This window comes from Polyangium jinanense (genome assembly GCF_028435365.1).
In genome coordinates, this window is the sequence record NZ_JAGTJJ010000016.1 from 152,707 (window position 1) to 166,723 (window position 14,017).

The following is a 14,017-nucleotide window of genomic DNA, read 5'->3' on the forward strand; positions in this document are numbered from 1 at the left end:
GCCGTCGGCTTTTTATCCCTGGTGTTTTGGTTGGTGGGGGGGGGGGCGGTCCCCCCCCCCCCCCCACGCCACTTCGGCGGTCGAGCGGTACGATCCCGCGGCGAACACGTGGGCGTTCGCGGGGAGTCTCTCGCTGGCTCGGGCGGATTTGCGCGTGACGGCGCTCCCGGACGACCGCGTGCTCGTGACGGGCGGCTTTTCGGCGACGGCGGGGGGCACGGCCTACGTCTACAACGCCGACGTTTGCAGCCCGATGCAGGGCACGTGTACGACGCTCGCGCCGATGAACACCGTCCGCGGGATGCACACGGCTACGCTGCTCCAGAATGGCCTGGTCCTCGTCGCCGGCGGCCTGACGAACGGCTCGACGGCGACGACGTCGGTGCAGCTCTTCGATCCCGCGACGAACGCGTGGCTGCCGGCCGCTTCGCTTGGCGTGTTGCGTGGCCACCACATCGCCGCGCGCTTGCTGAACGGCAAGGTCCTCGTCGCGGCCGGCGGGTACAGCGGCACCTACCTGGCGAGCGCGGAGGTCTACGACCCGCAGACGAACACCTGGACGAACACCGCGTCGATGTCGGGGACGCGCATCCGGGCCACGGGCACGATGCTGCCGAATGGCAAGGTCCTCGTCACGGGCGGCTTCAACGGCACCCCCACCGCGAGCACGCGGCTCTACGATCCGGCCGAGGCCAACGGCGTGAGCTGCGCGGTCGCGAGCGACTGCGAGAGTGGCTTCTGCGTCGACGGCGTCTGCTGCAACACGGCCTGCGACGCAGGCGACTGCGACGCGTGCTCGATGGCGGCCGGCGCGGAGGCGGACGGCACCTGCGCGCTGCTCACGGGCCCCGTATGCAACGACGGCGACGCCTGCACGCAAGTCGACACGTGTACCAATGGCGTATGCGAGGGGAGCAACCCCGTCACCTGCGCCGCGCAGGACCCATGCCACGAGCCCGGCACGTGTGATCCTGCCACGGGCGCCTGCTCGAACCCCGAAAAGCCCGACGGCTCTGTCTGCAACGACGGCAATGCCTGCACCCAGGCCGACACCTGCAATGCAGGCACCTGCACCGGCGCCGAACCCGTCACCTGCGCCGCGCAGGACCCATGCCACGAGCCCGGTACGTGTGATCCTTCCACGGGCGCCTGCTCGAACCCCGAAAAGCCCAACGGCGCGCCATGCCCCGGTGGTGCGTGCATGACCGGAACCTGCGTCCCGGATGGCGCTGGCGGCGGCGGTGGTAGCGGCGGCGCTGGCGGTAGCGGCAGCGGTGGCTCCGGCGGCAACGGTGGCTCCGGCGGCAACGGTGGCTCCGGCGGCAGCGGTGGCTCCGGCGGCAGCGGTGGCTCCGGCGGCAGCGGTGGCTCCGGCGGCGCTGGCGGTAGCGGCAGCGGTGGCTCCGGGGGTGGTGGCGGCTCCGGCGGTGATTCCACGGGCACCGGCACCGGCGGCTCTACGTCCTCCGGCGGCAGCGATCCCACCCAGGACGGCGGTTGCGCTTGCCGCACCACTCCAACGCCCTCCGAGAGCCCCGCCCGCTGGGCCGCCCTCGTCCTCGTCGCCGCCGCTGCTGCGCACCGCCGCAGGCGGTCCCCGGCACCACGCTAGCACTGTTTCGATGGATCATGCTGCTCGGCTCTCCTCCTCGTCAGCAGTCAATTCGGTTCCAGAGGACCGCGCATGCCGGCGGATGAAACCCAGAACGGCCAGTCGTCCGTAAGCGACCGCGCTGGGGATCAAAAGACGTACGTGATCCCGACGTTGAAGCCGCCGTCGAGGTTGAGGAGCGATCGGCTGGTGGCGCCTTCGCCCACCTTCCCGAAATAGAGGACCGTCTCGGGCCTCGCGAACAAGCTGAACTTCGGGCTCGCATGAAACGTGAGGCCAAAGCCGAGCCGCGCGGTGCCGCCCACCAGCGTCAGCGCCGGCGTGCCGGGCGGCGAGGAGGGTCTGCGCTATGGATGATTCGATTCCGCTTCGGTGACGCTCAGGATGGCCTGCGCGGAGCGGTCTTGCCAGCGGGTGCCGACCCAGATATCGTATCGGCCTTCCGGAGCGTTCGAGAGATCGATCGTCGGATTCCGCGTGCCATACGAATCGTCGGAGCAGTACCATTGGCCGGACGGGTCGGAGATGAGCAGCGTGGTATCTTCGCCCGACGTCACGTAGAAGCGCAGCAAGGTCGTGACGCCCTCGCGACGGACGCGGTAGTCTGGCGCATCCGCAACGAAGCCTTCGCAGCCGGAGCGGACCGAGCTCGCGTTGTTGTACCCACCCGCCGTGACAATCACGAAAAATGGGTCACCCGAGAAACCAGCCCGAAGCGTGGTCTCGCCCTCGCGTGGGTTCAAGGAAAAGTCGATCCTCGCGAACGCGCTGGTCGCCACCAATAGCGCGGTGAGGCCTGCGAAATAAGCCAGGGATGACTTTTTCATGGAGTTCTCCCTCCCGGTCGCTCTCGAGAGCGTCCTGAGGATCATGTTGTGATGTGGACGTCAGGCGGCAAGCGAGCCACGACCCGACGATGCGCGGCGAATGAATCCCACCGCGCTCGCGTCGCTCGAGCCTTTACTTCTTGCGAGCTTTGGCATGGGGCCCAGTCGGCATCTTTGCCCCGGCATGCCGCCGCTTCACCTCATCGTAGTGATGGAACCTGATGAACCGCGGAATTCCCGCGTAGTGATGGTACGGCAGCACCTGATCCGCCCCCCGCACCCGCCTCACACAGGCGCACCTTCCGGTTCTCGGACTCCACCCACTTCGCCACCGTCATCCGCGGCGGGACCGTCACCGTCCCCTCGATCCGAGTTTGGGGGTCCAGGGTGATGGGCTCCGTGGATCCCATCGCATCTGCCCCTCGCTTCATGTCCGAGGATGACACTGGTCACCAAGAGTTAGAGGAGGACGGATGAGAGAGTTTTTTGGCGGGCCATCGGTACATTCGAGGGGTCTGACGACGTATAGGGTTTGAGACCCGATGCCGACCGACAATAAAGGCCGTGCTCGGGCTAATTCGCGGGCTGTACGCAGTGCGAGACTGGGCCTGCGGTGACGAGAAGCGGCGCGATCTGCGTGCCAATGTGTCGAAGCCTCGCTGCGATCCTGGCGGCTCACGGCGTGAGGTCCTGCGATCTCAGCCTTTCGGCCCACGAGCGAATGTTGGCAGGTGCTCGCGCAAAGCGCTGGTGAGGTACGAGTATTCATCTTCGGCAAGCGACCAGGGAACGCGCTGTCCCCAGGAACCGGCAAGCCAGGGGAGCTTTTTGGCAAGCTCGGGTTGATCACTTGCGACGACCAGGAGATCCGGATCGACATTCGCGTCCCCTTCGGGGTCTCGCATAACCATCCGAAGATCGCGCCCACGGACGTCCCCATGCACGGCCAGGATTCGAATTTCCTGAGAGATGCCCAATTGCTTCGAGACATTCGGGGGCAGGGCGACTTGAAGCAGCCACATCGAGCCTGTCGCGTCGAGGGAAAGGAGCCGCCGAGGCGTGCAGCGCTCTTCGTCGAGGCGCTGCAGCAGTCTCGAGCCCCAGGCGATCCCGAGGGCAAACGCGCGCCTTTGTCGTGTGAGAGCAGGCTCTTTCGAGGACTTCCCTTCGCTTTGCTCCCCGATCTCCTCGATGGAGAGCGCCATCCCGAGCGCACGGACGAGATCCTCGAACGTGCGAGGAAAATCCTCATTCTGGGTATCGATCGAGCGGGGAATCGAATTGTTCTCGGTCAGCGTCGCCCACTGGTAAGCATCCCGCAGCGCCACCTCGAGATCGACGCCTGCTTGACGAATGAGGGGGCGCAATCGCTCGGGCGCGACGCCATTCCGGAAGAGCAACGACCCAGCCGAGCAGACCATCGAGGCATCATTCGCGATCGGGGGGAGAGCCCTTTGCAGCGCTTCCTCGAGATTTTCTCCGAAGATGTGCGGCAGGAAGGCGAAGAAAGAGCAAACAAGCTTTCGTTTCTCCTTGCTGAAACGCTGGAGCGAGGTGAGCCATAACCGTCGAGCCGCCTCATAGCCGCACCAGAAGAGTGGTTCGCCCCCCGCATTCGCGTCCCGCTTGCACCAATACAAGGCGGCATAGGGGCCGATGTCGAGAAGCAGCATGCTGCCAATGTCATCGTCATGACCTTCGTAACGATGCGAAAACGTTGTTCGGCGGCGCTGGGGTTCGAGGTTTCGATAGATAGATCGAAAAGCCTTCTCCGGGTCCGGAAGGCATGCGAGTAAAGCGCCGAAACGGCGTATCAGCTGCTCTGTGCTCCCGTTGTCGCGCCGGGCCATCGAGAGGCCCTTGTCCCGTCCTACGAGGAGTTCCTCGAACCATGACCAAAACGCCTGTGCCTCCGCCTGTGCCGGGTTCTCTCCCAGCATGACGGCTGTCCCGAAGAGCAGGGGCAATCCCTGGCCGCGCAGCGTGCGCGCGCCTTCGCCGCGATCGTCCGCCATGCGCGGAACCCCGTCGTTTTCCTTCAGGACGCGCCTTGCTTTCTCGCGCTTGTGCTTCTCCTTCGCCACGGCCTCGGCAGCGGTCCACGCGTCACGCGCGTCTTTCACAGAAAACCTCGTCGCGAGTAGCTCGGCGAGGACCTTGAACGCCTTCCTCTCGGGCTCGTCCTTATGGCCACCAAACCGCTGGTCGGCGATAAGCTCCTTGTGGGCGAGGTGTCCGAGAAAAGCGAAAGCGATATATTTCCCGTCGGGCCTCTCGAGGAGAACCCGAAATGCATCACGAAGCCAAACCTCGGAGGAATCGATGTGTAGAAGATGATGGGTCAGGAGCAAGGCGACCACGCTGCGGGAGGAAGCCCATCGACCGTCTTCCTCGAACACCCGCGGCGCGAGGCGGAGCAGAGCCTCAATTTGTTCCGGATTTTCTTTCAGGTGGGTGTAATGGAAGAGCGCCCCGTCCATGAGATCCAGCGCGGGCAACGTGTCGACTTCCACGCACCAGGCAGCGGGGTCGATGCAAAGGAGCAGGTGGAGGTGAAAAAAGGGATATTCTCCACGGAAGGCGACATATCCTCGGCACCGACGATCCCAGGCGGCGAGCGGATCAAGCTCATATTTCCACCCGTCGACCTGCGCATCGAATTGCCGAATCTCGTGTTTGCTGGATGAAAGAAACAGCTTCTTCGGATCCGCGATCGCAGTCTTGATTTTCTCACGCAAAACCGTGTTCCAGGTGCTACACCGTTGCTCGTCTTCGCGCACCAGCGTTGCAAATGTTTCCTTGAAAGCTCTCCAACATTCGACCTGACGTGACGGCAGCCCCTCATGGGCTCGCTCCAAGGCCTCGGGCTGGGCAGCTCCCAGCGCCACCTCCCGCGCAAGCTCACGCGCCCTTTCAATCGCCTCGGCCGGCGAAGCGTGTTGAACGCTCATGTCCCCACCTGCGCCTTCTTCCGCTCATCCACCCAAACCCGGAGATCTTTCGCGTCATCCCACGCCTTGCGGAGGTGGCCTCGAACGGCCTCCGGATCGGGAAGCGAAACGAGCATCGTTCCGCGGGAGCCGAACTCATTGAGCGAGGAACCAAGGAGCCAAACACGGTCATCAACGAGCAGAAACCGATCGTGAATGGCGGGGCGATCGCCCGTCATGACGCGAATCGCCATCGGATTGAGGCGATCCTCCGCGCCGAGCCGATCGAGGTTCGCGAGTAGAGCCTCCCCCTGTTCCTTCTCCTGCCCTTCTTCCTCGCAGCGGTTTTTCAGCATCTCTACGGAGCTCAGAATTTGAATCGGGATCCCCTCCTGCCGAACCGCGAGGGCAAATGTCAGCTCGTTGGGACCGAAATACGGATCGACGAGCAAAACCTCCCGCTTTGCCGGATGGATGAGCTCCCGCACGACGCTCGTCGCTTCGACCTTGGCCCCGGAAAACCAGCGCTGCGACCGCGAGTCAACGTGTCTCTTCCGCATTCGCTGCCTTTGCGCCTCGGCCATGCGCTCACGGGCGGACGGCGTCCTTTCTGTCTCGTTCGTGACGATCTTGTCCCCCTTGTCCACACGATCGACCTCGAAGGACTCCTCCGGTGTTTTTCCTGCCACGCGGACCCGAGAAGTGACCATGTTCACCTGGAGATTGAAACCCGTCGGAAATGCGTAGCTCCCCTGTGCAAGCAGCCCGCGTTTCAGATCAATAACTTCATCCTGGACATCGGTCACACGTGCCTCGGACTCAATCCGCAAAATCCGGGCCTTCACGATGATATGACGAATATCCACAGGCCCCATCCATGAATTGGGTCGGCATATCATAGAAAGCCCTTCCACCGTCTGCCCGGCGCGCGGCTGAAACCGCAAAAACAGAGAGCCCCGCAGTGGCATACCAGGACGAGACCGCATCTCGAGGTCCCGATACACCGGGTTCGGCGCCACGAGGTGCACCGAGCCCCAGTATTCCGGATACTCATCGAAACGAAAATGCAGCCGATCCGAGAGCCAGTCCGTCGCTTTCTCTCGCTCCGCGTCGCGCCAAACCTTCATGATCCCAGGCTCCGAAAGCGGTATCAAATGATGCACCCGCGGATTCTCCTGCCATGGCGGGCAAAATGGCGGAGTCGCGTTGTCCCCTGATACACACAGGAGGTTCGGCCAGGGCGGATCTTCGCCGAGATCCGACAATAAAAGCTTTCGTGCAGGGTCCTCCCCTGGCTTGTCCGGCAGCCCCCCAACCCCGCGCCGGCAATCCAGATACCACCGCAGCGCCTCCCGCGCAGGCATCACCACCCGACGCAGGAAGATCCTGTGGTTCGTCTTCCGGAGGAGACAAGGTTCCTTCTCCTCATCATCGTTCTCGAACGGAGGTGGCACCTCGGTCGGCAACAGCTCCACGAGCCCAAAGAGCAGCGTTCGCTCCTTTGTTTGCGTGTGCAGATCCCAGGCAATGTGAAGGACGGCCGTTGCATAATCGTCGTCGAACGTCGCAAGGGGATCGGCCGGACGAGGAGGCTCCTCCTGGATGTACATGACCCGGCCATCTTGCCCCACACCCCAGGAGCGAGCAACCAGCTCGACACTGGCGTTTGTCGACGGGCTGCTTCCGGGCGCCCGTGAGGCGGTTTGGGGGTCCAAGGTGCGGGCTCCGTGGACAGGGTGGACGACGAGCTCCGCATCAAGCTGGACCACCTCATCGGCACCCTGCACAAGCTCACGCGGCGATGAGGGGCCGGGCGTGCCGTCCGTCGTAGGACGGCACGCCTTCTGCCAACTTGGATCTTCCTCTCATTCAAGCGGCCGCGCCACGCAGTCCCGATGGATCCTGGTTCTTCCTAGACGAACCATATCCCGCACTTTCCCATTGCCTTCCCCGACAAACCATGAGACACAAAAAAGGCGACGCCAGCCGGCGCTGACACACCGACCGGCGTCTGACCCGAAACCCGCAGGAACGGAGTTCCAGGCTATGCCTAAGGTAAACGTCCCCCCCGAATCCGCCAAAAAACCTACACGCATTCCCTCCCCGGAGGCGTCTTTCGAGCGGTTTTACCGCGAATGCCGCCCCTTCGTCCGCTCCATCGTTCTGCAACGCGGCGTCCCGGAGCGGGAGGCAGACGACCTCGTGCAGGAGGTCTTTGTCATCGCCTGGCGCCGCTGGGACAGCCTCGTGACGCCCGAGGGCGCGCGGTCGTGGATTTCTACGATTGCGTTCTATGTCGCCTCGAATCACCAAAAGCTCTTGCGATATCGCGTGGAGCATCTGGCCGACGGCGAGCTACCGGCGCCGGCGTTCGAGCCGCGGGTCGTGGAGGCGATGGATGCTGCGCGCCGGATGGAGACGGTCGTCCGGAGGCTCAGCCGGAAGGTGTGGGCGGTGGCCCGCGCGTATCTGATCGACGGCCGGTCGATGCCGGAGATCGCTCGCACGTTGCGGATTCCCCTCGACACCGCGTATGCCCGGCTCGGCCTGGCACGTCGGCGGCTTTCGCTCTGACCTCACCCACACCACCGAAATCGTAGACGCGTCGTCTGTCACCGCACGGGCGGCGCCGCTTCCTCCCCCGCCCGCTTCCTCTTCCTCGCCCCCGCCCCCAGCGCCTCGAAGCTCGCCCGCTTCGCCTCATCGTTCGCAAACTCCATCCGCCCCGCCCCCTCGATCCGCGCCACGGCCGCAAGAATCCGATTCCCCATCCGATTCCGCTCCTGCGTCGTCACCGGCGCGCTCGCGCGCTTCTGCTCCTGCACCGCATCTGCATTCGTGATCGCCACGAGCGCTTGCGCGAGCCCGTCGAGGTCCTTCTGCACGATCCCGAGGGACGCGGCCTCGGCCGGGTGCTCGTTGGCGCGGCCCAGGATCTGCTGGATCACCGCCTTCACGTCGCGCACGTTCGTCTTGTTCACCTTCTGCCCGATCCCGTAGGCGCGCTTCACGTCGGCGGGCGCTTTGGCGCGGCGAACGGCGACGCGGATTTGCTGCATTTGCGCGTGCCCCTGTTCGAGCGCCACGTTTTGCGCGCTCGTCGCTGCGACGGCCTCGCTCCGGGCCTGTTTGGCGCCAGGGACGGCTTCACCGAGCTTTTCGATGTCCCCCGAAAGCCCCTGAACCAGCCCTTCCGAGAGCCGCGGGCCGAGGACAGCGGCGTGGGTGACGGCGAGGTTCAATGCTTTCAGGCCGAGCTGCGTGATGGTGGTGAAATCCTTGGCTGGAAGCGTGCTCTTCACAATCAGTGCTGCAGTCATGACGTTCCTCCCTCGACGCGTGGTGGAGGTACGGCGTCGTATCGGTCGCGAATGTTGCACGGCTCATGCCAATGGCGGTCGTGAAGAGCGCGGAGCCGTTCGTGAAGAGCGCGGAGCCGTTCGTGAAGAGCGCAGAGACACCCGTGAAGAGCGCGGAGACACCCGTGAAGAGCGCGGAGGTACTCGTGAAAGGCGCGGAGACACCCGTGAAGAGCGCAGAGGCACCCGTGAAGAGCGCGGAGACACCCGTGAAGAGCGCAGAGACACTCGGGAAGAGCGCGGAAGCACTCGTGAAAAGCGCGGAGGCACCCGTGAAGAGCGCGGAAGCACTCGTGAAGTGAGATCCATCACTTGTGCGCCACCGAGCGGCGCATGAACGCTCCAGAACGGAGCGGTGCACCGCTCCAAAACGGAGCAGCACCCGCTCCAAAACGGAGCAGACCTGGCGGCGGATGCGCTGGAGCTCGGTAGAGAACTCCGTTGCTCAGTGAACGAAGAAGCCGCCAGCGGCGGCGCAGCCTTCGCAGAACACCGCGAACGACTCCAGGAGCGCGAAGAGCTCGCGTTCGTGCTCGAGCGGTTCGAGCTTCGCGCGCGTAGCTTCGAGCATCGCCCGAAGTCCGGCGGCAGCGAGCGGACACTCTCGCTCGCTCAGCCACGCGCCGTCGTTGAAACAGAGCTTGAAGAGCGGAACCCCTTCGCCCTCCGGAGCCTGGATGCGCAAGGCCCTGTCCCGCTCGGCTCCTTCTGCCGGGACCAAGGGGCGTAGGTACGACTCGTTGAGTACGCCGACGTTCGCGAGCGCCTCGCGCACCCGCTCCATGGCGTTAGCGTCGAGGCGAAGGTATCGCGCGTCGTCCGGTGCTTCCGTCGCGACCGCGCCCTCCCTCCGCAGGATGGGATGGTCCGCGCGATAGAGGTCATAACCCATGGTATTTGCCGATCAGGAGGTCCTCGAGCGTCGCGCGCTTTTCGGGAGGGAGCGTCGCGAAGCGAAAGCGACCACGCACGCCATACGCTTCGATGCGGTGGGAGAGCCGGCGAACGACGTTCTCGACCGGCACCACCATACGAACGCCGTCGAACTGGAGGACGCTGTCGCCGAGGTCGTCTGGGAACGTGTACACCCAGAGCCACATCGCGCTCCGGGGTGCGGAAGGCGTCTCGAGGTAGCAGCCGAGGACGAAGTCGACGCTCTCGTCGTCCTCGACGATGCCGTAGTTGCCGACGGTGATCCGCTCGCCTGCGGGCCCGAGGATCGGAAAGGCTCTTTCGAGAGCCGGCGCCAAGCGCGGCATCGACCCGTCCTCCGCACGCGCGAAGACTTCGACGAAGGACGGCAGCCGATCGGCAATCAGCTGGCGCTCGGTGGCGAGGTCCGCTGCGTTCACGGGCGAACCCTAGCCGACTTCCAGCGATGGGAGAAGCTACCGTTCGCGGCGACGCGGCGCGCGCGACGGCGCTCGTTATTCGGCGTGCGGGCCGAGGACGTAGCGCGGCTCGTGTACGAGCCTGACGTCCATCGCGCCGGAGCCGTCGTTGACGGGAGTCGGCAAACCGCCGCCGTCGCCGAGGTACCCGGAGATTCCGGCACACGCGATCGCGCCGCTCTCGAGCCGCGCGCACAGGCGCCCGCCGCCGCTCGCGATCTCGATCGGCTTGCCGGCGAAGGACAGCGGCTCGCCACCGAGCACATCATTGAACTTTCCCGCGCACGTCACGCGGTCCGCGCCGTCGATCGCGCAGACGAATCCGTCTCCGATCGCGACGTCGCGCGCGCGCTCGAACGGCATCTTGACAGCACCGTCCTCGAAACCGGCGCCCCAGCAATACGTGTCGCCCGCGCGCGTGATCGCGCACGTCGTCACGCGGTTCGACTCGAGGTGGACGACGCCATCGAAGGCCGCCACGCGGTGCAGAACGCCGTCGTCCTGCTCTTTGCCGGGTGCCACGCCGAGCACGCCAAAATGATTTGCGCCCCAACACCACACCGCACCTGCTGCATCGGTCGCGCACGAGAACCCGATACCGGCCGTCAAGAGCGTTGCTCCGCGAATCGGCACCTTGCTCCGCGCGTATTCGCCGCCCGCACCCGTCGGCGCCCGCTTTGCCTCGCGACCGCCAAGATTCGCGAGCACCGGCGGCACGCCGACCGAAAATACGGGTGCCACGCAAACGACCTCACCACGAACGATGGCGCAGACGTGGTAGTCGCCGACCGCAATTCGTGAGGCGCCCGCGAGCGCCCGAACCTCTCCGCTCCCGCAGGCGTGATCGTCGCACAGCGCGGTGAAGATTCCTTCCGTGCAGCGGACGGTGCCTCGCGAGAGCGTGCACGTACCTTCCATCGAAGTCGCGACCTGGTCGCCGCGTTCGAATGGTAGCTCAACGGCCAGAGCCGCGTGCTTGCTCTCGCAAAGATTCATCCGACCGCGCTTCTCGTCACGCCCCCAACACGCCACGCGACCGCCGTCGAGGAGCGCGCACGTGTGGAGCTCGCTCGCGACGAGAGCCGTGGCCTTCGCCGACCGATCGGCGAGCGGCGCCGCGCAGCCAAGCGGCGGCACGCCGGCGAGCGCCGGAGGCGGCGGCAACGAGGGCGCAGGAGCTGCCGGATGCTCGGACGCACCCCCGCATCCGGCGGACGCCATGAGAACGAAGGCGACGGCCGTACAGGAGCGAGCGAACTGGATGGAGGCGAAGGACAGCACGGGCTCGGGAGGGTAGCCAACCGAAGAACGTTTGCAATGCCGCCCGCAGCAGCAGCAGCAGCAGCAGCAGCAGCAGCAGCAGCGGCAGCGGCAGCCGACCCCGGCGACCCTGGATCCCCCGGATCCCGCCCCCTGAACGTCTCCCACCTCCCCCGCAACCAAGCCTTCCGCGAACCCGCCTATCTTGGCGCCCCACCCCCCGGATGCTACGGTCCGCCCCCGGGCAGGGGTCGCCGGACGCACTTCAGAACCGCATGAAACGCGCGCTCATCACCGGCATCACCGGCCAAGACGGCTCGTACCTCGCGGAACTCCTCCTTGCGAAGGGGTACGAGGTCCACGGCATCATCCGGCGCTCCTCCTCCTTCAACACCGAGCGCATCGACCACCTCTACCGCGACCCGCACGAGCGTGGCGTCCGCCTCTTCTTGCATCACGGCGACCTCAACGACGCCTCCTCGCTCCAGTCGATCATCGCCGAGGTCCAGCCGGACGAGATCTACAACCTTGGCGCGCAGAGCCACGTCCGTGTCTCCTTCGACATCCCCGAGTACACCGGCGAGGTCACCGCGCTCGGCGCCATTCGCCTCCTCGAGGCCATGCGCAAGATGCGCGTCACCGCGCGCTTCTACCAGGCGAGCTCGAGCGAGCTCTACGGCAAGGTCGCCGAGATCCCCCAGCGCGAGACCACCCCCTTCCACCCCCGCAGCCCTTACGCCGCGGCCAAGGCGTATGCCTTCTACGTCGCGCAGAACTACCGCGAGGCGTACGGCATGCACATCTCGAACGGCATCCTCTTCAACCACGAGAGCGAGCGCCGCGGCGAGACCTTCGTCACCCGCAAGATCACGCGCGGCGTCGGCCGCATCAAGCATGGCCTCCAGCGTGATCTCTGGCTCGGCAACCTCGATGCCCGCCGCGACTGGGGCCACGCCGAGGACTACGTCGAGGCCATGTGGCGCATGCTCCAGCAGGACCAGGCCGACGATTACGTCGTCGGCACGGGCGAAACCCACTCCGTGCGCGAGTTCCTGGAGCTCGCGTTCCGCCATGCGGGCCTCGACTGGCAGGAGTACGTGCGCATCGATCCCAAGTATTTCCGGCCGGCCGAGGTCGACGTCCTCCTCGCGGATCCCACGAAGGCGCGGGAGAAGCTCGGGTGGACGCCCAAGGTCTCGTTCCCGGAGCTCGTGCGTCGCATGGTGGATTCGGACCTCGAGCTCGCGGCGCGGGAAAAGCGGGCGCGGGGATGAACGCGGCGTTCGGGTACGTCAGCGGCAGGCCTGGCTCGGCGATTGACGAGGCCCGGTTCTCCCCGAATGCCGTGACGTCCCCCGACGGCCGTTTCACGGTCGTCTTCGAAGGTGACGTCGAAACCCCGGAAGGCGTCCTCGCCGCGTATGCCGCCCGCGGCAAGTGCGCGCTCGAAGAGCTTCGGGGCGGTTTTGCGCTGGGTCTTTGGGACGCGAACGAGCGGACGCTCCTCCTCGCGCGGGATCCGATCGGCATCAAATCCCTCTACTTCGCGACGTCCCCCGGAAAGCTCGCCTTCGCCTTCGAGGTCTGGACGCTCGCCGCGCAGGGTTTTGCCGAAAAACGGTTGTCTCGCCGCGCGGTCGCGAGCTTCCTCGCCACGGGCACCGTCGCCGAGCCTGACACCATCCTCGAAGGTGTCTCGCCCCTCCCACCCGCGACGATCCTCACCTACCGCGACGGCCACGCGCGCAGCGCCACGTACTGGGAGCTGCCGATCGAGCCCCGAACGACGACCGATCCGCGCGACGTCGAGGCCATGCTCGCCGAGGCCGCTTTCCCTCGAACGGCCTCCCACGTCGCCCCTGACGAACGCGAGATCACGGAGGCCGTCGAGGCGCTCGATCAACCTTCCACGTCGTTCCTCCGCGCGTTCCGCGCCGCGAAATCCGCGGGCGTGGCGGCCTTTTCTGGCCTCGGCCGGAGCGCGCTTTTCCCCGCGGCGAGCCGCATCCTCCACTTCGGAGCGCTCTTCGCCCGATACCGATCCGTCGAGCATGCGTACGCCGCGCTCCGCGGCACGGTCGAATCCGACGTGCTCACCGTCGCCACCTTTCCCGGCCGCGACGCCTTCGCACACCCGAGCTCGCTCTCCTTCAAGGACACCGCGCTCCTGCCGATCACAATCCCGTCGCAGCTCGAGCCCGCGCTCGCGCGGCGCGGGCTCCGCCTCGATCGTGCCCTCGCCCTGCTCGACCTCACGAACGACCTCCGCGACCGGGCCCTGCGTGACGCCGACGTCGCGTGCCGCCGCCGCGGCCTCTCGCTCCGCGCCCCACTCCTCGATCGCTCCGTCGTCGAGCGCGCGCTGTTCCTCCCGCGGAGGTCCACGCTCCTGCACACCCCCGCACGCCCGGCGCCCGCGCCTCCGCTCGCCGCGTGGCTCAAGGGCCCGCTCCGCGCCTGGACCGAACGAAAGCTCCTCGACGAGGCCCGGCGCCACGCGCCCTTCCTCGACGCAGGCGCCGTCGCCGGGTTGTGGCGTTATTTCCTCGCAGACGACAAAAGCACCTATGCCGCGCCGCACTTCTTCGCATTGACCACGCTCATCGCCTATCTGCAAAGCCATGATGCAACGATCTGA

Annotated in this window: 13 protein-coding genes; 5 read left to right on the plus strand and 8 right to left on the minus strand. The window is 65.9% G+C overall.

Annotated elements, in window-relative coordinates; genetic code table 11:
- The first annotated feature begins 154 nt into the window (after positions 1-154).
- Positions 155-1,612 (plus strand): Kelch repeat-containing protein, encoded by a 1,458-nt coding sequence (locus KEG57_RS25415; RefSeq protein WP_272425605.1) that lies wholly within the window; start codon positions 155-157, stop codon positions 1,610-1,612.
- A gap of 128 nt (positions 1,613-1,740) precedes the next feature.
- Here the strand turns inward: KEG57_RS25415 and KEG57_RS25420 are convergent, their stop codons facing one another.
- The 4 genes from KEG57_RS25420 to KEG57_RS25435 form a co-directional block, all read right to left on the minus strand.
- Positions 1,741-1,917, minus strand: coding sequence for a hypothetical protein (locus KEG57_RS25420; protein ID WP_272425606.1), 177 nt, complete (start codon positions 1,915-1,917; stop codon positions 1,741-1,743).
- A gap of 42 nt (positions 1,918-1,959) precedes the next feature.
- The gene (locus KEG57_RS25425) at positions 1,960-2,439 is read right to left on the minus strand and encodes a hypothetical protein (RefSeq protein ID WP_272425607.1); all 480 of its coding nucleotides are present in this window, start codon (positions 2,437-2,439) and stop codon (positions 1,960-1,962) included.
- A 698-nt stretch (positions 2,440-3,137) separates the two neighbouring features.
- Positions 3,138-5,390 (minus strand): hypothetical protein, encoded by a 2,253-nt coding sequence (locus tag KEG57_RS25430; protein WP_272425608.1) that lies wholly within the window; start codon positions 5,388-5,390, stop codon positions 3,138-3,140.
- The gene (locus KEG57_RS25435; RefSeq protein ID WP_272425609.1) at positions 5,387-6,979 is read right to left on the minus strand and encodes a VPA1262 family N-terminal domain-containing protein; all 1,593 of its coding nucleotides are present in this window, start codon (positions 6,977-6,979) and stop codon (positions 5,387-5,389) included. Before KEG57_RS25435 ends, KEG57_RS25430 begins: the two co-directional genes overlap by 4 nt.
- A 436-nt stretch (positions 6,980-7,415) precedes the next feature.
- Here KEG57_RS25435 and KEG57_RS25440 point away from each other — a divergent pair, with 436 nt between their 5' ends.
- A complete protein-coding gene (locus KEG57_RS25440) occupies positions 7,416-7,943 on the plus strand; it encodes an RNA polymerase sigma factor (protein WP_272425610.1) in 528 nt (175 codons plus the stop codon).
- 38 nt (positions 7,944-7,981) lie between these two features.
- Here the strand turns inward: KEG57_RS25440 and KEG57_RS25445 are convergent, their stop codons facing one another.
- Positions 7,982-8,689, minus strand: a complete 708-nt coding sequence (locus KEG57_RS25445) for a hypothetical protein (protein WP_272425611.1) — start codon at positions 8,687-8,689, stop codon at positions 7,982-7,984.
- A gap of 65 nt (positions 8,690-8,754) precedes the next feature.
- Here KEG57_RS25445 and KEG57_RS25450 point away from each other — a divergent pair, with 65 nt between their 5' ends.
- On the plus strand, positions 8,755-9,030 hold the full coding sequence (locus tag KEG57_RS25450) for a hypothetical protein (protein WP_272425612.1): 276 nt from the start codon (positions 8,755-8,757) through the stop codon (positions 9,028-9,030).
- Between the two features lie 143 nt (positions 9,031-9,173).
- Here KEG57_RS25450 and KEG57_RS25455 read toward each other — a convergent pair whose 3' ends face one another.
- From KEG57_RS25455 to KEG57_RS25465, 3 genes are all read right to left on the minus strand, one after another.
- Positions 9,174-9,620, minus strand: coding sequence for a hypothetical protein (locus KEG57_RS25455; protein ID WP_272425613.1), 447 nt, complete (start codon positions 9,618-9,620; stop codon positions 9,174-9,176).
- Positions 9,610-10,080 carry a hypothetical protein gene (locus KEG57_RS25460; RefSeq protein ID WP_272425614.1) on the minus strand — a complete coding sequence of 157 codons (471 nt, stop codon included), beginning with the start codon at positions 10,078-10,080 and terminating at the stop codon, positions 9,610-9,612. Before KEG57_RS25460 ends, KEG57_RS25455 begins: the two co-directional genes overlap by 11 nt.
- 75 nt (positions 10,081-10,155) lie before the next feature.
- Positions 10,156-11,400, minus strand: a complete 1,245-nt coding sequence (locus KEG57_RS25465) for an RCC1 domain-containing protein (protein ID WP_272458855.1) — start codon at positions 11,398-11,400, stop codon at positions 10,156-10,158.
- A 254-nt stretch (positions 11,401-11,654) separates the two neighbouring features.
- Here KEG57_RS25465 and gmd point away from each other — a divergent pair, with 254 nt between their 5' ends.
- Positions 11,655-12,653, plus strand: a complete 999-nt coding sequence (gene gmd, locus KEG57_RS25470; protein ID WP_272418616.1) for a GDP-mannose 4,6-dehydratase — start codon at positions 11,655-11,657, stop codon at positions 12,651-12,653.
- Complete coding sequence (locus KEG57_RS25475; RefSeq protein ID WP_272458856.1) at positions 12,650-14,017, plus strand: asparagine synthase-related protein; 1,368 nt, start codon at positions 12,650-12,652, stop codon at positions 14,015-14,017. Before gmd ends, KEG57_RS25475 begins: the two co-directional genes overlap by 4 nt.